The organism is Methanothrix sp. (assembly GCF_024518575.1).
Classification (GTDB): Archaea; Halobacteriota; Methanosarcinia; order Methanotrichales; family Methanotrichaceae; genus Methanothrix_B.
The window spans coordinates 1-14,956 of the sequence record NZ_JANIHG010000037.1; the positions used below are offsets into that span (position 1 = coordinate 1).

The window sequence follows — 14,956 nt, forward strand, 5'->3', positions numbered from 1 at the left end:
CGGCCATAGCGGCGGGGAAACTCCTGAACCCATCCCGAACTCAGAAGATAAGCCCGCCCACGTCCTGCACTGTACTGAGGTGCGCGAGCCCTCGGAAAATGCAGGTCGCTGCCAACTCTCAATAATACTCTCACTGACAGTCGTTTTTGCATTTTACTTTGAGCATTTCTTTCTTGTAATGCCATGTGACAGATCTAGCTCTTATTTAAAGAGGCACAAGCAGAGCAAAATATTCGAAATCTTCGGGCCTTAATGGACGAGTGCGAATTCACAGGATCCTCTAGCTTATTCCCTCCCGCATGAAGATCTTCTTCGCCTCCTCCAGTATCTTGCATCCTGTGTCGAACGCCAGATCCCTGTTGGGTGAGTTGAAGTACAGGCGCAGCCTGTTGCCGTCCTTATCGCTCTCCACAAGAAGAACCTTGATCTCCATCTCCTTCAGAACGTGTGGCTGGTTCATCGCGACCTCAAGAATTATCGACTTCGCTCTGTCTATCATTGATGCGTCCTGTATCAGGAAATCGACCGTCCATACCGATACAGGATCCCGCATGGACCAGTTCACTATGACCTCTGTGGAGATCACGCTGTTCGGAACCACGATCCTCCTTTTATCCCATGTGCATATGACTGTGTGCCTCAGCGTGATATCCTCTATATACCCGTAGTCGTTGCGGAAGGTGACATAATCGCCTACGCGTATCGGCTGGAAGACCGCTATGAACAGTCCCGATATTAGGTTTGATAGAGCATCCTTCGCAGCAAAGCCTATAGCTAAGCCTGCCAGGCCGGCGCCTGCGAGCAGCGCGACAGCTATCCTGTAAAGCTGCGGTATCTGTAGTATTACCAGGGCAATGCCGGCCAGGTAGATCGCCGCGACCGAGATCCTTCTTATTATGATGTGAAATGTTCTGGTCCTCTCCTCCTCGACATGCTCCGCTCTGAGTATGTTGTTCTTGAGCATCCTGTCAGCAAAGCTCAAAAAATATCTCTGGAGCATTCGATCCGCGAGCTTTGCTGCGATCTGTGTCCCGATGAGAATTACAATTATTATTACAAGGTTTGCTATGAGCGCTATGGGATCTATCCTGCTCAGGGCGCTGTAGAGTATCGTCAGGGAGCTGTTGCTGCTCTGTGCAGCTATCGTCTCTATGGTGTTATTAACGACAGCAGCGGGGTAAACCGTGACGTTCTCGAGCATGTAGCTGGCCATCGCCTCCAGATGCGAGAAGCATGAGATAAAAGTTATGCCATGGAGTTACCTGAAACATATAATAAAAATTTAAGGGTTCACTGTGAGTAAAGGTTATTGAGCGCGTCGATCCAGTCTTCTACGGGGATCCCTTAGTCGCGGCAAGGAAGGCTATCGGGCTGAAGTGAAGCGCATCGTGCGCCCCTGATTCAGGGCGCCCGGTCATGAGATTCAAGTAGGGGGTAAGTTGGATCCCATTCTCTGCGTAACACCTTGAACCACCACAAGCCTATTATCCGGTGAGATCTCCTGCTCATAGTATGGATGTTCAGCGCTTTATTGCCAACGCAATAGATGAGATACGGCGTGAGGTGAAGGGCAAGGCGATAATAGCACTTTCAGGCGGTGTCGACAGCTCTGTCTGTGCAGTTCTTGCGCACAGGGCGCTCGGGGAGAATCTGATACCTGTCTATGTCGACAGCGGTCTAATGAGGCGCTTCGAGTCGGAGCGGATCGTGGAGCTCTTCAGCCATCTCAATCTCATAAAAGTGGATGCATCAGAGAGGTTCCTGAACGCGTTGAAGGGTGTGACAGATCCGGAGCAGAAGAGGAAGATCATAGGCGAGACCTTCATCAGGGTCTTCGAGGAGGTCGCAGCCGAGGTCGGTGCAGAGTATCTGATCCAGGGCACGATCTACCCCGACAGGATCGAGTCAGAGGGCGGGATAAAGTCGCATCACAACGTCGGCGGGCTGCCTCTGCACATCGAGTTCAAGGGCATAATCGAGCCGATGCGTGATCTCTATAAAGACGAGGTCAGGGAGGTCGCAAGGGCGCTTGGTCTGCCGATGGAGATAAGCGAGAGGATGCCGTATCCTGGGCCAGGCCTCGCGGTCAGAATCGTGGGCGAGATAACAAAGGAGAAGCTGGAGGTCGTGCGAACCGCAAACGCGATAGTCGAGGAGGAGATATCATCCTTCAAGCCGTGGCAGGCGTTCGCGGCTGTGATCGGAAAGGCCACAGGCGTCAAGGGCGACAACAGGGTCTACGGCTGGGTCGTCGCAGTGAGGGCTGTGACGTCTAGAGATGCCATGACGGCTGACGTCCTGGAGCTCCCCTGGGATGCGCTCAGAAGGATATCCTCAAGGATAACAGGCGAGATACCAGGCGTGGCCAGGGTGGTGTACGACATCACACCGAAACCGCCAGGCACGATAGAGTTCGAGTGATTCCTCGCAATATTGCATCGCTGAAGAGCTTCGTGTATGGTGGACGCTCCCCGCCATGAAGGGCGGAGCTTCTGGGCTTACCGCCAGAGACTGCGTTCCCAGTCTCATGAGCCCCTCATGCAGCACTCTGCCTACGAGACATACTCCAGGAGCACGATCTTCTGCTTATCGAGATCCTCTCTAGATACATGGAGAAGCTTCTCAGGCCCGAGGACCTTCCGCCCTCTGGCAGCCTTGATGAACTTGTCCACAGGGTCGAGATCGAACGCCAGAGCCGGCGTCCTGTAGTGCATCGGAATCACCAGCTTCGGCCTGAGCTTGTCTATGACGGCCAGAGCACCGCGGGCATCTATCGTGAATGTCCCGCCGACGGGGATGAGGAGAATGTCCACATCGCCTATCGCCCTCGCGTCGCTCTCACTGAGCACATGCCCCAGGTCTCCCAGGTGACACAGCCTGATATCGTCCATTGTGAAGCAGAAGACCGTGTTCGTGCCCCTTAATTTGCCTCCTGCATCGTCATGGTATGTCGCAATGCCCTTCACCTCGATGCCAGCTGCTTTATAGATCCCAGGATGCTTTATCACGATCGGCGATCCCAGCACCGCCTCAACATTGTTGTGATCGAAATGGTCGTGGCTCACTAAAACGACATCCGCTCTGATCGGCGGGAGCGTGTAGCCGACGCTCTCATCAGGGGGATCGGTCACAACGGTCCTTCCTATTGAATCGGTTATCTGAAAGCAGGAATGCCCCAGCCACTTTATATCCATGCTCCATCACCCTCTGTGCTTATTCCGTACATATGAGGCACAGTATCTCAACCTGCCATCTCCTGTTACACAATATAAAAAGAAATGTTTTGCAGTTCTGCCGGTAGCTCACATGCCGGTCGCGGCTGCCAGCGCCATGCTGCTCTCCCGGGAGCCGTTGCCCTCAACGAGCACGACGCTGCTGCTGTTTGTCCAGAGGTACAGGAACCTTATCGATCTGCCCCGGAGATCACTGACTAGGTCTCTTATCTCGAGGGCATCATGACCATTTATAGTAGCATTCGAAAACCTGTCGATCCCTTTAACGGGCGGGTACTTGAACTCGTCCCTGCTCCTGTAGTTCTCGTATGCGGCCCGTGCATATGCAGCATCCTCCAGGGAGAGTATCGTGATCTTCGCGTCGTAATCCACGCCCATCTCGCCCCAGATGTACTTCCCGATCGACACATCCTTCACACTGCCGATGTCCTTCGCGCCGTAAAAATCCGTGATCTCCTCTGATATGTTCACTCCGGTGGTGTTTGAGTCGATCACGCCCAGCAGCTTGAATCCCGCAGGGAGATTCCCAGTGGGCACACTTACAGCATGCGCCAAACCGAATGCAATCAGAAGAATTGAGATGAACGTTATGGGTCTGGATATCATGGTCATAGCCAGGTATCATAAAGAGATAAAGATTGCTGTCCTGCAGTGGCCGATACCTGGAACCACTGCACGATGCCGTGTCATCTAACCTGCGTGACCTCATTTGGACTGGTTGTGTACCTGAAATCAACAGCATTAGTACCGCAGGATCCATGAGCAATTGTGCCGTTGGACGGCGATTTCTGAGGGGATATCTGAATAGAGCACCAACCGGATCTTCATGCCTCCTGAAAAACCCTGAGGATGCCGATTCTGCTTCCCAGGGAGGTGCAGTGGTATAACTGCATTCCATGCGCAGCATTTGCCGCTGTGTGCAGAAAATATATATTTGAATTTCACCGATATAAAAGTGGAAAAGAATCTAATCAATACCATATAAAAGAAGGATGTTTCGGACGATGAAAGATTGTGTGGTACCTGATACAAGCGTCGTCATCGACGGCAGAATATCGGCCAGGGTCAAGTCCGGCGCGCTTGCCGGCAGGAGAATCGTGATACCGGAGGCGGTTGTCGCTGAGCTCGAGGCTCAGGCGAACCACGGGCGCGAGATCGGGATAAAGGGGCTCGAGGAGCTGAGGCGCCTCTCGGAGCTCGCAAAGGCCGGGAAGATAGAGCTTGAGTACGTGGGTGTGAGGCCTGATCTGGATCAGATCAAGCTCGCTGGCGGCGGCGAGATCGATGCCATGATCAGGGATGTCGCCCTGGAGCTGGGTGCATCGTTTCTTACAAGCGATACGGTTCAGTACAAGGTAGCTCAGGCCATGGGACTGGATGTTGAATACATAAGACCGGAGAAGGATGAGATAAAGAAGCTCAGCATAGAGAAGTTCTTCACAGAGGATACGCTTTCCGTTCACCTCAAGGAGGATGCAATCCCGATGGCCAAGCGCGGCGGGGTGGGCGCGTTCAAGCTTGTGAAGCTCGATGACAAGCCCCTCCGGGAGAAGGACCTGCGCGAGATGGCCAGGGAGATCATCGAGCGCGCAAAGCTCGATCCTGAGGGGTACATAGAGATCGAGAGGAACGGGGCCACGGTTGTGCAGCTCGGACCCATGCGCATCGCGATAACGAGACCTCCGTTCTCAGATGGTCTTGAGATAACAGCGGTCAGACCCGTCGCAAAGGTGGATCTTGACTCCTACAAGCACGCAGACGAGCTCAAGGCGAGGCTGAGCGAGGGCCAGAGGGGGATTCTAATCGCAGGTCCTCCCGGCTCAGGCAAGTCGACGCTTGCGGCAGGCATAGCCGAGTACCTGCTGAAGTGCGATTACGTCGTCAAGACGATGGAGTCGCCCAGAGACCTCCAGGTGCCTCCTGAGGTGACTCAGTACGGCCCGCTCGAGGGATCGATGGAGGCATCGTCGGAGATACTGCTTCTGGTCAGGCCTGATTACACGATCTACGACGAGGTCAGGAAGACCCAGGACTTCGTGGTCTTCGCGGACATGCGGCTCGCCGGAGTGGGAATGATCGGCGTGGTGCATGCCAACAAGCCGATAGATGCCCTCCAGAGGCTTCTCGGCAGGGTGGAGCTGGGCATGATCCCCCAGGTCGTCGATACCGTGGTCTTCATAGAGCGCGGCGAGGTCACCAAGCTCCTAGACGTGGAGTTTGTTGTCAAGGTGCCTACCGGCATGGTCGAGGCGGATCTCGCCAGACCGGTCGTGGTTGTGAGGGACTTCGAGACAGGGGCTGTGGAGTACGAGATGTACAGCTACGGCGATCAGATCGTGGTGATGCCTGTAACAAAGCCCAAAAAAAAGCCGGTATGGCGTCTCGCCTCTAAAGAGATTGAGAAGGAGCTCGCACATCATGTGAAGGGCCCTTTTGAGGTCGAGATGATCTCCGACAGCAGCATGGTAGTGACCGTTCCTGAGTCCCAGATCCCGAGGGTCATAGGAAAGGCCGGACGGAACATAGAGCAGATAGAGCGAGCGCTCGGGATGCACATAGACATACGCGGGAGGAGAGAGGAGCCGGACGTAATATCCCCCAGGGTGGAGGAGAGCGACAGGCATCTCATACTCTGGGTGGGAGCCGGCGCTGGAGCGAGCGCAGAGGTCTTCGTGGGGAGCGAGCCTGTGTTCACCGCGACCATCGGCAGGCGTGGCGACATAAGAATCGCAAAGTCGTCGGAGATCGCACGATTGATGCTGAACAGGCTCAAGAGAGGGGAGAGGGTCGAGGTCAGGCTGATAGAGGGGTAGTCTGGAGAGATGAGCGCGTCTGGGATATACAGACTGTTCTTCAGGCTCCTGAACAGCCTTTTCGTTCTTCCAGCTTTCAGGATCGGCCTGGGGCGCATCGTCTCGAATCCGGTGACAGGCCGGGTCATGGTGCTCATCCTGAAGGGCAGGAAGACGGGAAGGACGCGGTACACGCCCGTGGGTTACGCCACTATAGGCGAAAGGATCTACTGCTACCGTGGCGAGAGATCGCAGGGCGCCTGGTATCTCAACCTCCTCGCAGAGCCACATATTGAGGTCATGCTTCCGGAAAGGAGGATCAGGGGGCATGCGGAGGAGGTCAGCGATGATGATGAGAAGTTCGCTGCGCTTCGCCAGATACTGAAAAACGGCGGACTGAGCGGATTCATCTACGGCTTCAACCCGTGGACCGTTGAGGAGAGAGTGTTCAGGGAGAGGATGAGGGGAGTGGCGGTCATCCGCATAGATCCAGAAGACCCATTGACCTAGCGCGATGGTCACTCTCCATGCGCTCCCACACAGGAATAACGTGACCCCTTATCTCCCTGGTGAGACGATCTCCCAAAAAGCAGCGATATTTTGATCGAAATCGACGAAACAACGTGACCTCGCATCTTCCTGGTGCTGTGTTGGATAACTTTTTCAGAATTCCATCTCTAGGCATCGATTCTTGGCTAATTTCCATCTTTACTCCTGATGGCATTCGGTTAAGAATTTTAGGACTTATCCAACACAGCATATTCCTGGTTCGAAAATGGCGTGACATCATCTCCGGCGGAGTTCGCGCTCTGAACCACACAGACAATTCTCATCCAGATGGGCGGGACTGCATCATGCTTCACGCAGGCATGGAACCTTTCCGGGTATTTCTCAGCCCGTTCTCATCTGCGAGCCGCCTGATGAGATCTGCTGTTCTTCTGCCGTACCAGCCGAGCTTCACGTATCTCGGGTAGACCGGCAGCCTCTCCACGAGCACGATCCCCCTCAGCTCATCGATCTCCGGCCATCTCCTCTCAGGGTTGATCCAGTCAGGGGTCACGGGGCTGATCCCACCGAGATCATCTGCTCCGGCTCTCAGGAGGGGAACCGGATCCACCAGGTTTGGGGGCACCTGGATGGATATCTCCGGCGGCAGGATCCTCCTGGCGATGGATACCAGCTCCACAAGCTCCTCTGTAGAGGGGGGTCGCATCCTCTCCGACTCGGTCCCCGGCTTTGGATCCAGCGGCTGGATTATGACCTCCTGTATGTGGCCATGCTCCCTGTGGAGCTCTGCGATTGCCTCAAGCGATCTCACCCGATCCCCGGAGCTCTCACCTATGCCCACGAGTATGCCAGTGGTGAAAGGTATTCTGAGCGCACCTGCATCGGATATTGTCCTGATGCGAACCTCCGGTCTCTTCCCCGGCGATCTCTCATGTACTTTAAGATGGGCTGTGCTCTCGAGCATCAGGCCCATCGAGGCGTTGTAGGGCGCAAGGAGCTCCAGCTCCTCGCGTGTCAGGATGCCTGCATTCGTATGAGGAAGAAGCTCCCTCTCAAGGGCGAGCTCGCAGAGTTCGACAAGATACTCCAGTAGCTCGAGCCTGTCTCCGTACACCTCCCACGGCCTGTCTCCCATCGTGAAGAGGGCCTCTGAGCAGCCCGCCCTCTGAGCTCGATCCATCAACCTCAGGGCTTCACTTCTTGATATCACCCTGGCGCGATCCGGATCCCGTCTGAAAGAGCAGTAACCGCAGGCGTTTCTGCAGAGGTCGGTGACCGGTATGAAGACGTTTCTCGAGAAGGTCGCCCTCAGCGCCTCAGCTCGACGAGCTTCAGCGTGTACCCCTTCGAGCACTCCTCCGGCGCCTCTCCAACGACCTCCACTATCGTGCATCTGTCGCCCCTCTTGAGCCCGGCGGGGTGGCATATATCGTACATCCTGCACTCCGTCACATCACAATCGATCGGCTCGTAGATTATCTTCGATCCTGCAAACGATTTGCGTGCATCCATAGCCGCGATCGTGGGGCTCTCAGTAACCTCAACAGCGCGCACACCCTCCTCATGCAGCGGGCAGTCGTGGACCAGCTCCCCCTTTATTCCCAGTATCCTGTATCTCCTTCCAGGCTCGAGGTTCATGCATGTGTTTCTCAGCTTGCAGCTCTCGCACTCCGGCGTGGGTCCGTTGAATATGAACTCCATGCCGATCGTTGCAAGCTTCGTTCCTATCAGGGTGATCTGAGTTGTCGGCTCAGCCATTTTTAACCTCCTGAGTAATATTCATATTATCATATCACCTTCGTTGTCTCAGCAGCCGCTCTCGCTGCATCTTCTGTCAGCCCGCTTCCGAGTATAGTATACCTCTCGGGCCTGATCGTGTGCGCCTTGGTCAGGGCCTCGACCACCACGTCCTCCGGTATTTTCAGCTCTTGCGCGGATGTTGGCGCTCCGAGCACCTGGAGCGTCTCCCGGATCATCTTCCAGTCTCCGCCATGCAGGTACATCATTATGATCGTCCCCATGCCGCATAGCTCGCCGTGGAGCCCGCATCCGGGGGCGATTCTGTTCAGGGCGTGTGCAAACATGTGCTCCGAGCCGCTTGCGGGTCTGGATGATCCCGCTATGCTCATTGCAACACCGCTGGATATCAGCGCCTGGACCACTATCTTCGCCGAGGGCTCGTGGCCTGGCTTGATGCTAGGAGCCATCTCGACGAGCATACTCGCGGTCATGCTCGATAGTGCGGCTGCATACTCGCTGTAATCCTCACACCTGAGCCTCTTCGCGAGCTTCCAGTCGAGGATCGCGGTGTAGTTCGATATTATATCCCCACATCCAGCTGACATCAGCCTCGGAGGGGCTCTGGATATTATCCCTGTGTCGGCTATGATCGCGAGAGGCGCGCGGGTTGGAATTGACTTCGTCTCGCCGTCCATGTTGAGCGATGCCATCGCGGACGCGATGCCATCGTGAGATGCTGCTGTTGGAACGCTGAGATACGGTATGTCGAGATGGAATGCGGCGAGCTTTGCTATGTCTATCGATCTTCCGCCGCCCGCTCCTATGAGAAAATCCGCCTTGAAGTCCAAAGCGAATGACTTAACCCGATCGACCTCTGCTGGCCTGGAATCCCTCGTGATCGTGACCTCTGCATCGAAGCCGCGATCTTTGAGAATGGCCACGATGTTATCTCCAGCAACCGATCTGGTCTGTGGACCTGTTATGACGAGCGCTCTGCCGGTGAGGCGGAGATCTACGCAGACATCGCCGATATCAGCCAGAGCTCCAGCGCCTGCGACGACCCTTCTGGGCAGCTCCATCCAGCTCGCACTTCTGCTTCTCATTCTCAACATCCACTCATATTTTGATCTCGGATCTGAGATCCTGGAGTATCTTGTCCCTGATCCTGTTGACCTCAAGGCTGGTCCTCTTCCTGGGCCTGGGCAGATCTATGCCTATGATCTCCTTCACCCTGCCCGGCCTCGCGGAGAAGACGATGATCCTGTCACCTAGATATATCGCCTCGTCGACGCTGTGCGTGACGAATATGATCGTCTTTCTCTCCTGCTCCCAAATCCTGAGGAGCTCTGACTGCATCACGTTTCTGGTCTGCGCATCCAGCGCTCCGAACGGCTCGTCCATGAGCAGCGCCTTGGGATTGTTGACAAGAGCTCTCGCAATCGCGACCCTCTGCTTCATGCCTCCGGAGAGCTCATGCGGGTACCTGCTCTCGAACCGCTCCAGCCCGACCATCTTCAGGTACTCTCTTGCGAGCCTGTAGCGTTCCTCCTTGGGAACTCCTCTGATCTCAGGACCAAAAGCAACGTTGTCCAGAACTGTGCGCCATGGAAAGAGCGAGTACTCCTGGAAGACCATGCCCCTCTCAGGCCCGGGACCTCTTATTGGGGCGCCATCGAGCAGCACACTTCCAGACGACGGGAACTCGAGACCTGCGATTATCCTGAGCAGGGTGGTCTTGCCGCATCCAGACGGCCCTATGAAGCATACGAACTCGCCCTCATCCACGGACATGCTTATGTCTCGAAGTACTTCCATGCTCTTTCCATCGACATCGAAGACCTTTGATACCGATCTGACCTCCAGCAGGGACATTCGCTCAGGTGTTCATCCAGCATACCGTATAGAGCTTTCCGTAGGATGCGCCCAGCTGAGATGCGGATGTTGAATCGAGGTTTTGAATTTGCAATCTGGGTGAAGATCGTGTTCCTGAGCATGATTCACGTGATACGGGCACGCGGGATCGCAACAAACCCAGCACCCAGAACACAACCACAAAAGAAGAGATGGCATCCTCTGTGGCGCTCACAGAGGATGAGATGATCTCATTGCCTGTCGATGGTCTCCACGGTCACAACCCTGTATGCATATCTTATCTTCATCTCCTCTCTAGGTGCCACCTTCAGGTTCCATTTGAGGAGTGTTGCAGTCATCTCCGATGGCTCAGGGGAGACATCGATCACCTTCGCCTCCATCGGTATGGTATCCTTAACCTCGAGATCGATCTCCTTATCGGTGTTGGATTTGATCTCGAGCTGGTACGTCCAGTTCTCCGTGGTCACCTTTGCGGTGCCGTTTCCGAACGAGACGACGTTTTCGGTGATGTTGTAGTCGATGAGCTTCTTCGAGAGCTTGAGATCAGCAGATGGCCCCAGGCTCAGTGATGCATTAGCCCCCTTCGGAGTGTATGGCATGCTCAGAGTGGTCACATACTCCCCATCCCTGAACACCTGCGCCTTCCCATCCGGCCACGGATGATCGGCTGTGTTGTTCGCCCTTATCTCCTCCCTCGCCGGCCCGTCCGGGTTGTAATAGGCATCCCATGTGTAGACGCGCCAGGCGGGGGCCAGATCCTCGAATAGCGGCAGTCCTATCGATTTCCCGGCGACAAGATCCGTCCTGTTCTCCAGAACGAATACGAAGAGCGTCTCGAGCTCGCCAGTCGGAGCGCCTGCTGCGATATCATATGCTGAGAGAGCCTCCTCAGCTTTGGCTGCGGTCGGAGCTGGGGCTCTCATCATAACCGGGATCTCCCTCTCCGGCATCGCCACGAGCCTGATCTGAACGTTCTTCAGGTCCTCCATGAGATCGACGTTTATGAGGGCGTTAGCGGTCAGGAGCATCGAATCGTTCAGGAGGTGTATGTAGTAGTTTGGAGCCCAGTGTCCGCCATCTCTGACCACGTAGCTCAGCAGGAAGCTCTGCCTGGCAGTTGATGAGACGTTCATGGTGTACACAGGCATCCTCTCGTAGACTATGCGCTCCAGCGAGGAGTTTGTGACAAGGAAAAGAGCAGAGCTCGTATCAGCATTCTCTGGAATATCAACAACGAATTTGTGTATGCCCTCCGTCAGATCCATGCTGCCCGTCCGCTTCACGAATACCAGGCCATCCTGATAGATCGTCACAGAATCGACTGGCAGGCTTATCGCAGTTGTGGCCACAACCTCCTTCGCGCTGTCCACTGCGGTTGCGGAGCATGAGACAGCGAGAAGGAGCATGGCAAGAATTGTCCATGATCTCATATCGAATCCCCCATGGTACTGAGAATCTCCATGCAGATATAGACTTCCCCCAAAAGCACCGGCACTCTGAATAGGCGGAGGAGCGATTGCTGCTCAACTCCATTCAGATGCCACGACGGAATGCTTATATCCATTAGCATTGCTCTCCAAGATTCTTGCTAGATGGTGTTCACATGTTTCTGGATTTCATGAGCGAGGTCGAGGGGATACTGAAAGAGGGTCTCGATCGCTGCGGTCTGAGCGTATCACTGGAGAACAGCCTGGATCTGAGCCCGCATGCAGATCTCTCCACGACGGTTGCGTTCAGGCTCTCGCCTGCGCTGAAGAAGAGCCCGAAGGATATTGCAGCAGAAATATACAGCTCCATGGGCTCCCCGTCCCGCTGGGTTGATCGCGCGGAGCTTGTGGGACCTTACATAAATTTCCACATGAGCCGCAGCTTCCTGGACCATGTTGTTCTGGAGGCCCAGGGCGAGGATGCCTGGAGGGGCAGGATGTCGGGCTCTGTCATCGTCGAGCACACATCCGCAAACCCAGATGGTCCGCTTCATGTAGGGCACATAAGAAACTCCGTGATCGGGGATACAATTGTCCGGATACTCCGCCGTGCCGGCTACAGCGTCGAGTCACAGTACTACGTGAACGATATGGGAAGGCAGACCGCAATGGTGGTCTGGGGATGCGATCACCTCGATCTCGACGATTCCAAGCCAGACCATGCGATAGCGCGTGTCTACATCGCAGCTCACAGGATCATGAACGAACGGCCCGAGCTCTCCGCAGAGGTGGACGAGCTCATGAGGCGCTACGAGTCCAGGGATCCGGAGACTGTGGAGAAGTTCCAGCGCGCAGCGAAGTATGCCATCTCAGGCATCGAGAGCACGCTCCACAGGATGAACATCCACCACGACTCCTACAAGTGGGAGTCGGAGTTCGTATGGGATGGCTCTGTCGATGAGATCCTGGATATGCTGGAGAGGACCGGAAGGACCGTGCTGAAGGATGGTGCTCTGCAGCTGGATCTGAGCGAGGAGGGCTTCGAGAAGAGCCTGGTGCTGAGAAGGGCTGATGGGACAACCCTCTACACAACACGGGACCTCGCGTACCATAAATGGAAGGCAGAGAACTATGAGCGCGTCGTAGAGGTGCTTGGTGCAGACCACAAGTTAGTATCAGCTCAGCTCCGCACAGCGCTGCGGATTCTCGGTATAAAGGAGCCTGAGGTTGTCATATTCGAGTTTGTCTCTCTTCCAGACGGATCGATGTCAACACGCCGCGGGAAGTTCATCTCTGCTGATGAGCTTCTCGATGAGGTCGAGAAGCAGGCCTACATCGAGGTCACGAAGAGAAGGCCTGAGATGGATGAGGATTTCAGGAAGGAAGTGGCCGGAAAGGTGGCTGTTGGCGCTGTGAGATACGATATCGTGAGGGTATCAGCAGACAAGGCGACAATGTTCGACTGGAAGGCAGCTCTCGACTTCGAGAAGCTCTCCGCCCCGTTCATACAGTACTCGCATGCGAGGGCGTGCAGCATTCTCAAGAAAGCGGGCGATCTCGATGAGTTCGATCCGGGGCTTCTGAGAGATGATCACGAGATCTCCCTGATAAAGAAGATCGCAGAGTTCGACCTGGTCATAGACAGGGCTGCCAGGGAGCTCAAGCCGCATCAGCTCGCGACCTATGCGAGGGAGCTCGCGGAGAGGTTCAATCTCTTCTACCGGTACGATCCTGTGCTGGATGCAAAACCCGATGAGCTCCGTAACGCACGGCTCGCCCTGGTGAGGGCATCAAGGAACGCTCTGAGCGCAACCCTGGAGACTCTAGGAATAGAGGCGCCTGAGAGCATGTGATACATGATCAGGGATAAAAGAGCCTCTTCAGGCTCTTCATGTATTTTTCTGACCAGGCGCTCACTCGAGCCGATGCCTGATGCAGATGCCTGTGTCTTGTAACGCAGGTGCGTCAGACCTGCGTCTATGATGGCATCGCATATCGCCTCGAGTGCTGATGCTGAATTTCCAGGCACCGCCTGCTCATGCGCTCCTCATAGCGGAGGTCCCATGCATTCCGGTTAGAGTACTCTGATAGTGTGCCTGATATGCAAGAGTCTGATCAGGCTGGTTAACAGGTTCATATTATTTTGATATTATACTTCTCTGTGCACATTTTGATCCGACCGGCCACTCAAAAACATAATTTTAAAATACTTGGTGTGTTTATACTTTTGTAAGGCGATGAAGGGGATGAACTGATGAGGTTCTGTGTATCCAAAACCCATTCTGGGGTAAGATGTGTGATGAGGCTTGGCATCCTGATCGTGCTGGTGGCATCTGTCCTGACAGCATGTGTGCATGCGCATCCGCTCTATTTTCCATTGAGTGAGCACACCATGACCACAAAGGTGAGCCCGAGTGGCGTGCCGCAGTCGAGGACCTACACATTCACTCAGGATGATGTGGAGGCTGTCTGCTGGCTCAAGGTGTGGAGGGACCAGAGGGCGCACACTGTGGAGTGGAGATGGTACTCGCCGAACATGCGCGTGTACAAGAGGAGCTTCGGGGTGATACCCGCCATAGATGGACCTGCCGGCATGTGGAGCTCCTGCATATGGAGCGGCCTAAGGATAAAGGGAGAGGACGTGGCGAACCTTCCTGGCACTTGGAAGGTGGACGTAATCGTGGACTTCAGGAAGGTCCTGACAGAGTACTTCACGATCGGGGGGAACCAGGCCCCATGCTGTTAGCTGACGGCAAGATCTAATTACCATAGGGGATCTTCCCTCGAAGCATGGAGTACACGTTCAAGAGAGGTCACACTCCCGACATGGACAGAATAGAGGGGATACTGAGGGAGATATTCTCCTCAGGAATCACCAGGAACGGCGAGACGATCACACTCAGCTACGGCGCCCTGAAGAGCTGCCAGATCTGGATAGAGAATAAGAAGCTGAATGTGCTGACGGAGTCGCTTCCCGGCGCCCCTGACGATATGATCATGGACACAAACCGCAGGTTCAGGAAGTTCCTCGAGAAGGCTACAGGATACACGACCAAGCAGCGCGTGCAGATGGCGAAGAGAGAGGCACAGGGAGAGTGAAAGCAGACCCGCCGGCCTTGCATAGCTCCGGCCTCAGTTCCTCCCTTCAGACGAGACAGAAATACAACCGTAACCTGTAGGCGGTATTTATCTCGTTGGAGCGGAGAGGACGAAAAGGGAAGAGCCCGGACTTCAGGCCGGGGATGAAAACGGCGCCTGTAATAAAAGACGTGCCAAAAAGATGAAGGTGGTCCACGATATAGTTGTAGAGTGTAATGATTGTAAAAAATGATGATGCCAATCGAGCTCTTTCATGGTAAGCGGAGCCTTCTTCTGAGGTGATTGG

14 protein-coding genes and 1 rRNA gene are annotated in these 14,956 nt (G+C 55.0%); 7 read left to right on the plus strand and 8 right to left on the minus strand.

Going from position 1 to position 14,956, the window contains the following annotated elements; all coding sequences use genetic code 11:
- A 5S ribosomal RNA gene (gene rrf, locus NQU42_RS07010) occupies positions 1-117 on the plus strand; the annotation flags it as partial.
- 163 nt (positions 118-280) lie between these two features.
- Here the strand turns inward: rrf and NQU42_RS07015 are convergent.
- Entirely contained in the window at positions 281-1,213 is a 933-nt protein-coding gene (locus NQU42_RS07015) for a mechanosensitive ion channel domain-containing protein (protein ID WP_296610178.1), read from the minus strand.
- A gap of 299 nt (positions 1,214-1,512) precedes the next feature.
- Here NQU42_RS07015 and guaA point away from each other — a divergent pair, with 299 nt between their 5' ends.
- The gene (guaA, locus tag NQU42_RS07020; RefSeq protein ID WP_296610180.1) at positions 1,513-2,421 is read left to right on the plus strand and encodes a glutamine-hydrolyzing GMP synthase; all 909 of its coding nucleotides are present in this window, start codon (positions 1,513-1,515) and stop codon (positions 2,419-2,421) included.
- Between the two features lie 131 nt (positions 2,422-2,552).
- Here guaA and NQU42_RS07025 read toward each other — a convergent pair whose 3' ends face one another.
- Together NQU42_RS07025 and NQU42_RS07030 are read right to left on the minus strand one after the other, a co-directional pair.
- The gene (locus tag NQU42_RS07025) at positions 2,553-3,194 is read right to left on the minus strand and encodes an MBL fold metallo-hydrolase (RefSeq protein ID WP_296610181.1); all 642 of its coding nucleotides are present in this window, start codon (positions 3,192-3,194) and stop codon (positions 2,553-2,555) included.
- A 108-nt stretch (positions 3,195-3,302) separates the two neighbouring features.
- Complete coding sequence (locus NQU42_RS07030) at positions 3,303-3,839, minus strand: hypothetical protein (protein WP_296610183.1); 537 nt, start codon at positions 3,837-3,839, stop codon at positions 3,303-3,305.
- A 398-nt stretch (positions 3,840-4,237) separates the two neighbouring features.
- On the opposite strand from NQU42_RS07030, the gene NQU42_RS07035 reads away from it, so the two are divergent.
- Both NQU42_RS07035 and NQU42_RS07040 read left to right on the plus strand, forming a co-directional pair.
- Positions 4,238-6,046: a PINc/VapC family ATPase gene (locus NQU42_RS07035; RefSeq protein ID WP_296610184.1), complete on the plus strand. Its 1,809-nt coding sequence runs from the start codon at positions 4,238-4,240 to the stop codon at positions 6,044-6,046.
- Between the two features lie 9 nt (positions 6,047-6,055).
- On the plus strand, positions 6,056-6,535 hold the full coding sequence (locus tag NQU42_RS07040; RefSeq protein WP_296610186.1) for a nitroreductase/quinone reductase family protein: 480 nt from the start codon (positions 6,056-6,058) through the stop codon (positions 6,533-6,535).
- 349 nt (positions 6,536-6,884) lie between these two features.
- Here NQU42_RS07040 and cofG read toward each other — a convergent pair whose 3' ends face one another.
- From cofG to NQU42_RS07065, 5 genes are all read right to left on the minus strand, one after another.
- On the minus strand, positions 6,885-7,886 hold the full coding sequence (gene cofG / locus NQU42_RS07045) for a 7,8-didemethyl-8-hydroxy-5-deazariboflavin synthase subunit CofG (RefSeq protein WP_296610187.1): 1,002 nt from the start codon (positions 7,884-7,886) through the stop codon (positions 6,885-6,887).
- Positions 7,841-8,290: a UPF0179 family protein gene (locus NQU42_RS07050; protein ID WP_296610189.1), complete on the minus strand. Its 450-nt coding sequence runs from the start codon at positions 8,288-8,290 to the stop codon at positions 7,841-7,843. Before NQU42_RS07050 ends, cofG begins: the two co-directional genes overlap by 46 nt.
- A 29-nt stretch (positions 8,291-8,319) precedes the next feature.
- The gene (locus tag NQU42_RS07055; RefSeq protein WP_366070254.1) at positions 8,320-9,384 is read right to left on the minus strand and encodes an NAD(P)-dependent glycerol-1-phosphate dehydrogenase; all 1,065 of its coding nucleotides are present in this window, start codon (positions 9,382-9,384) and stop codon (positions 8,320-8,322) included.
- Positions 9,385-9,388: 4 nt separating this feature from the next.
- Positions 9,389-10,144, minus strand: coding sequence for an ABC transporter ATP-binding protein (locus NQU42_RS07060; RefSeq protein WP_296610192.1), 756 nt, complete (start codon positions 10,142-10,144; stop codon positions 9,389-9,391).
- Between the two features lie 230 nt (positions 10,145-10,374).
- On the minus strand, positions 10,375-11,574 hold the full coding sequence (locus NQU42_RS07065) for a DUF4139 domain-containing protein (protein WP_296610194.1): 1,200 nt from the start codon (positions 11,572-11,574) through the stop codon (positions 10,375-10,377).
- Positions 11,575-11,747: 173 nt separating this feature from the next.
- On the opposite strand from NQU42_RS07065, the gene argS reads away from it, so the two are divergent.
- From argS to NQU42_RS07080, 3 genes are all read left to right on the plus strand, one after another.
- Positions 11,748-13,424 carry an arginine--tRNA ligase gene (gene argS, locus NQU42_RS07070; RefSeq protein ID WP_366070256.1) on the plus strand — a complete coding sequence of 559 codons (1,677 nt, stop codon included), beginning with the start codon at positions 11,748-11,750 and terminating at the stop codon, positions 13,422-13,424.
- A 446-nt stretch (positions 13,425-13,870) separates the two neighbouring features.
- A complete protein-coding gene (locus tag NQU42_RS07075; protein ID WP_296610197.1) occupies positions 13,871-14,317 on the plus strand; it encodes a hypothetical protein in 447 nt (148 codons plus the stop codon).
- A gap of 44 nt (positions 14,318-14,361) precedes the next feature.
- Positions 14,362-14,670 (plus strand): DUF5611 family protein, encoded by a 309-nt coding sequence (locus NQU42_RS07080; protein WP_296610199.1) that lies wholly within the window; start codon positions 14,362-14,364, stop codon positions 14,668-14,670.
- The last annotated feature ends 286 nt before the right edge of the window (positions 14,671-14,956 follow it).

What these genes read in the sequence shown, in the direction of transcription:
- NQU42_RS07015 (WP_296610178.1), bottom strand. Translation starts at nt 1,213, where the DNA reads ATGGCCAGCTACATGCTCGAGAACGTCACGGTTTACCCCGCTGCTGTC.
- guaA (WP_296610180.1), top strand. Translation starts at nt 1,513, where the DNA reads ATGGATGTTCAGCGCTTTATTGCCAACGCAATAGATGAGATACGGCGT.
- NQU42_RS07025 (WP_296610181.1), bottom strand. Translation starts at nt 3,194, where the DNA reads ATGGATATAAAGTGGCTGGGGCATTCCTGCTTTCAGATAACCGATTCA.
- NQU42_RS07030 (WP_296610183.1), bottom strand. Translation starts at nt 3,839, where the DNA reads ATGATATCCAGACCCATAACGTTCATCTCAATTCTTCTGATTGCATTC.
- NQU42_RS07035 (WP_296610184.1), top strand. Translation starts at nt 4,238, where the DNA reads ATGAAAGATTGTGTGGTACCTGATACAAGCGTCGTCATCGACGGCAGA.
- NQU42_RS07040 (WP_296610186.1), top strand. Translation starts at nt 6,056, where the DNA reads ATGAGCGCGTCTGGGATATACAGACTGTTCTTCAGGCTCCTGAACAGC.
- NQU42_RS07050 (WP_296610189.1), bottom strand. Translation starts at nt 8,290, where the DNA reads ATGGCTGAGCCGACAACTCAGATCACCCTGATAGGAACGAAGCTTGCA.
- NQU42_RS07055 (WP_366070254.1), bottom strand. Translation starts at nt 9,384, where the DNA reads ATGTTGAGAATGAGAAGCAGAAGTGCGAGCTGGATGGAGCTGCCCAGA.
- NQU42_RS07060 (WP_296610192.1), bottom strand. Translation starts at nt 10,144, where the DNA reads ATGTCCCTGCTGGAGGTCAGATCGGTATCAAAGGTCTTCGATGTCGAT.
- NQU42_RS07065 (WP_296610194.1), bottom strand. Translation starts at nt 11,574, where the DNA reads ATGAGATCATGGACAATTCTTGCCATGCTCCTTCTCGCTGTCTCATGC.
- argS (WP_366070256.1), top strand. Translation starts at nt 11,748, where the DNA reads ATGTTTCTGGATTTCATGAGCGAGGTCGAGGGGATACTGAAAGAGGGT.
- NQU42_RS07075 (WP_296610197.1), top strand. Translation starts at nt 13,871, where the DNA reads ATGAGGCTTGGCATCCTGATCGTGCTGGTGGCATCTGTCCTGACAGCA.
- NQU42_RS07080 (WP_296610199.1), top strand. Translation starts at nt 14,362, where the DNA reads ATGGAGTACACGTTCAAGAGAGGTCACACTCCCGACATGGACAGAATA.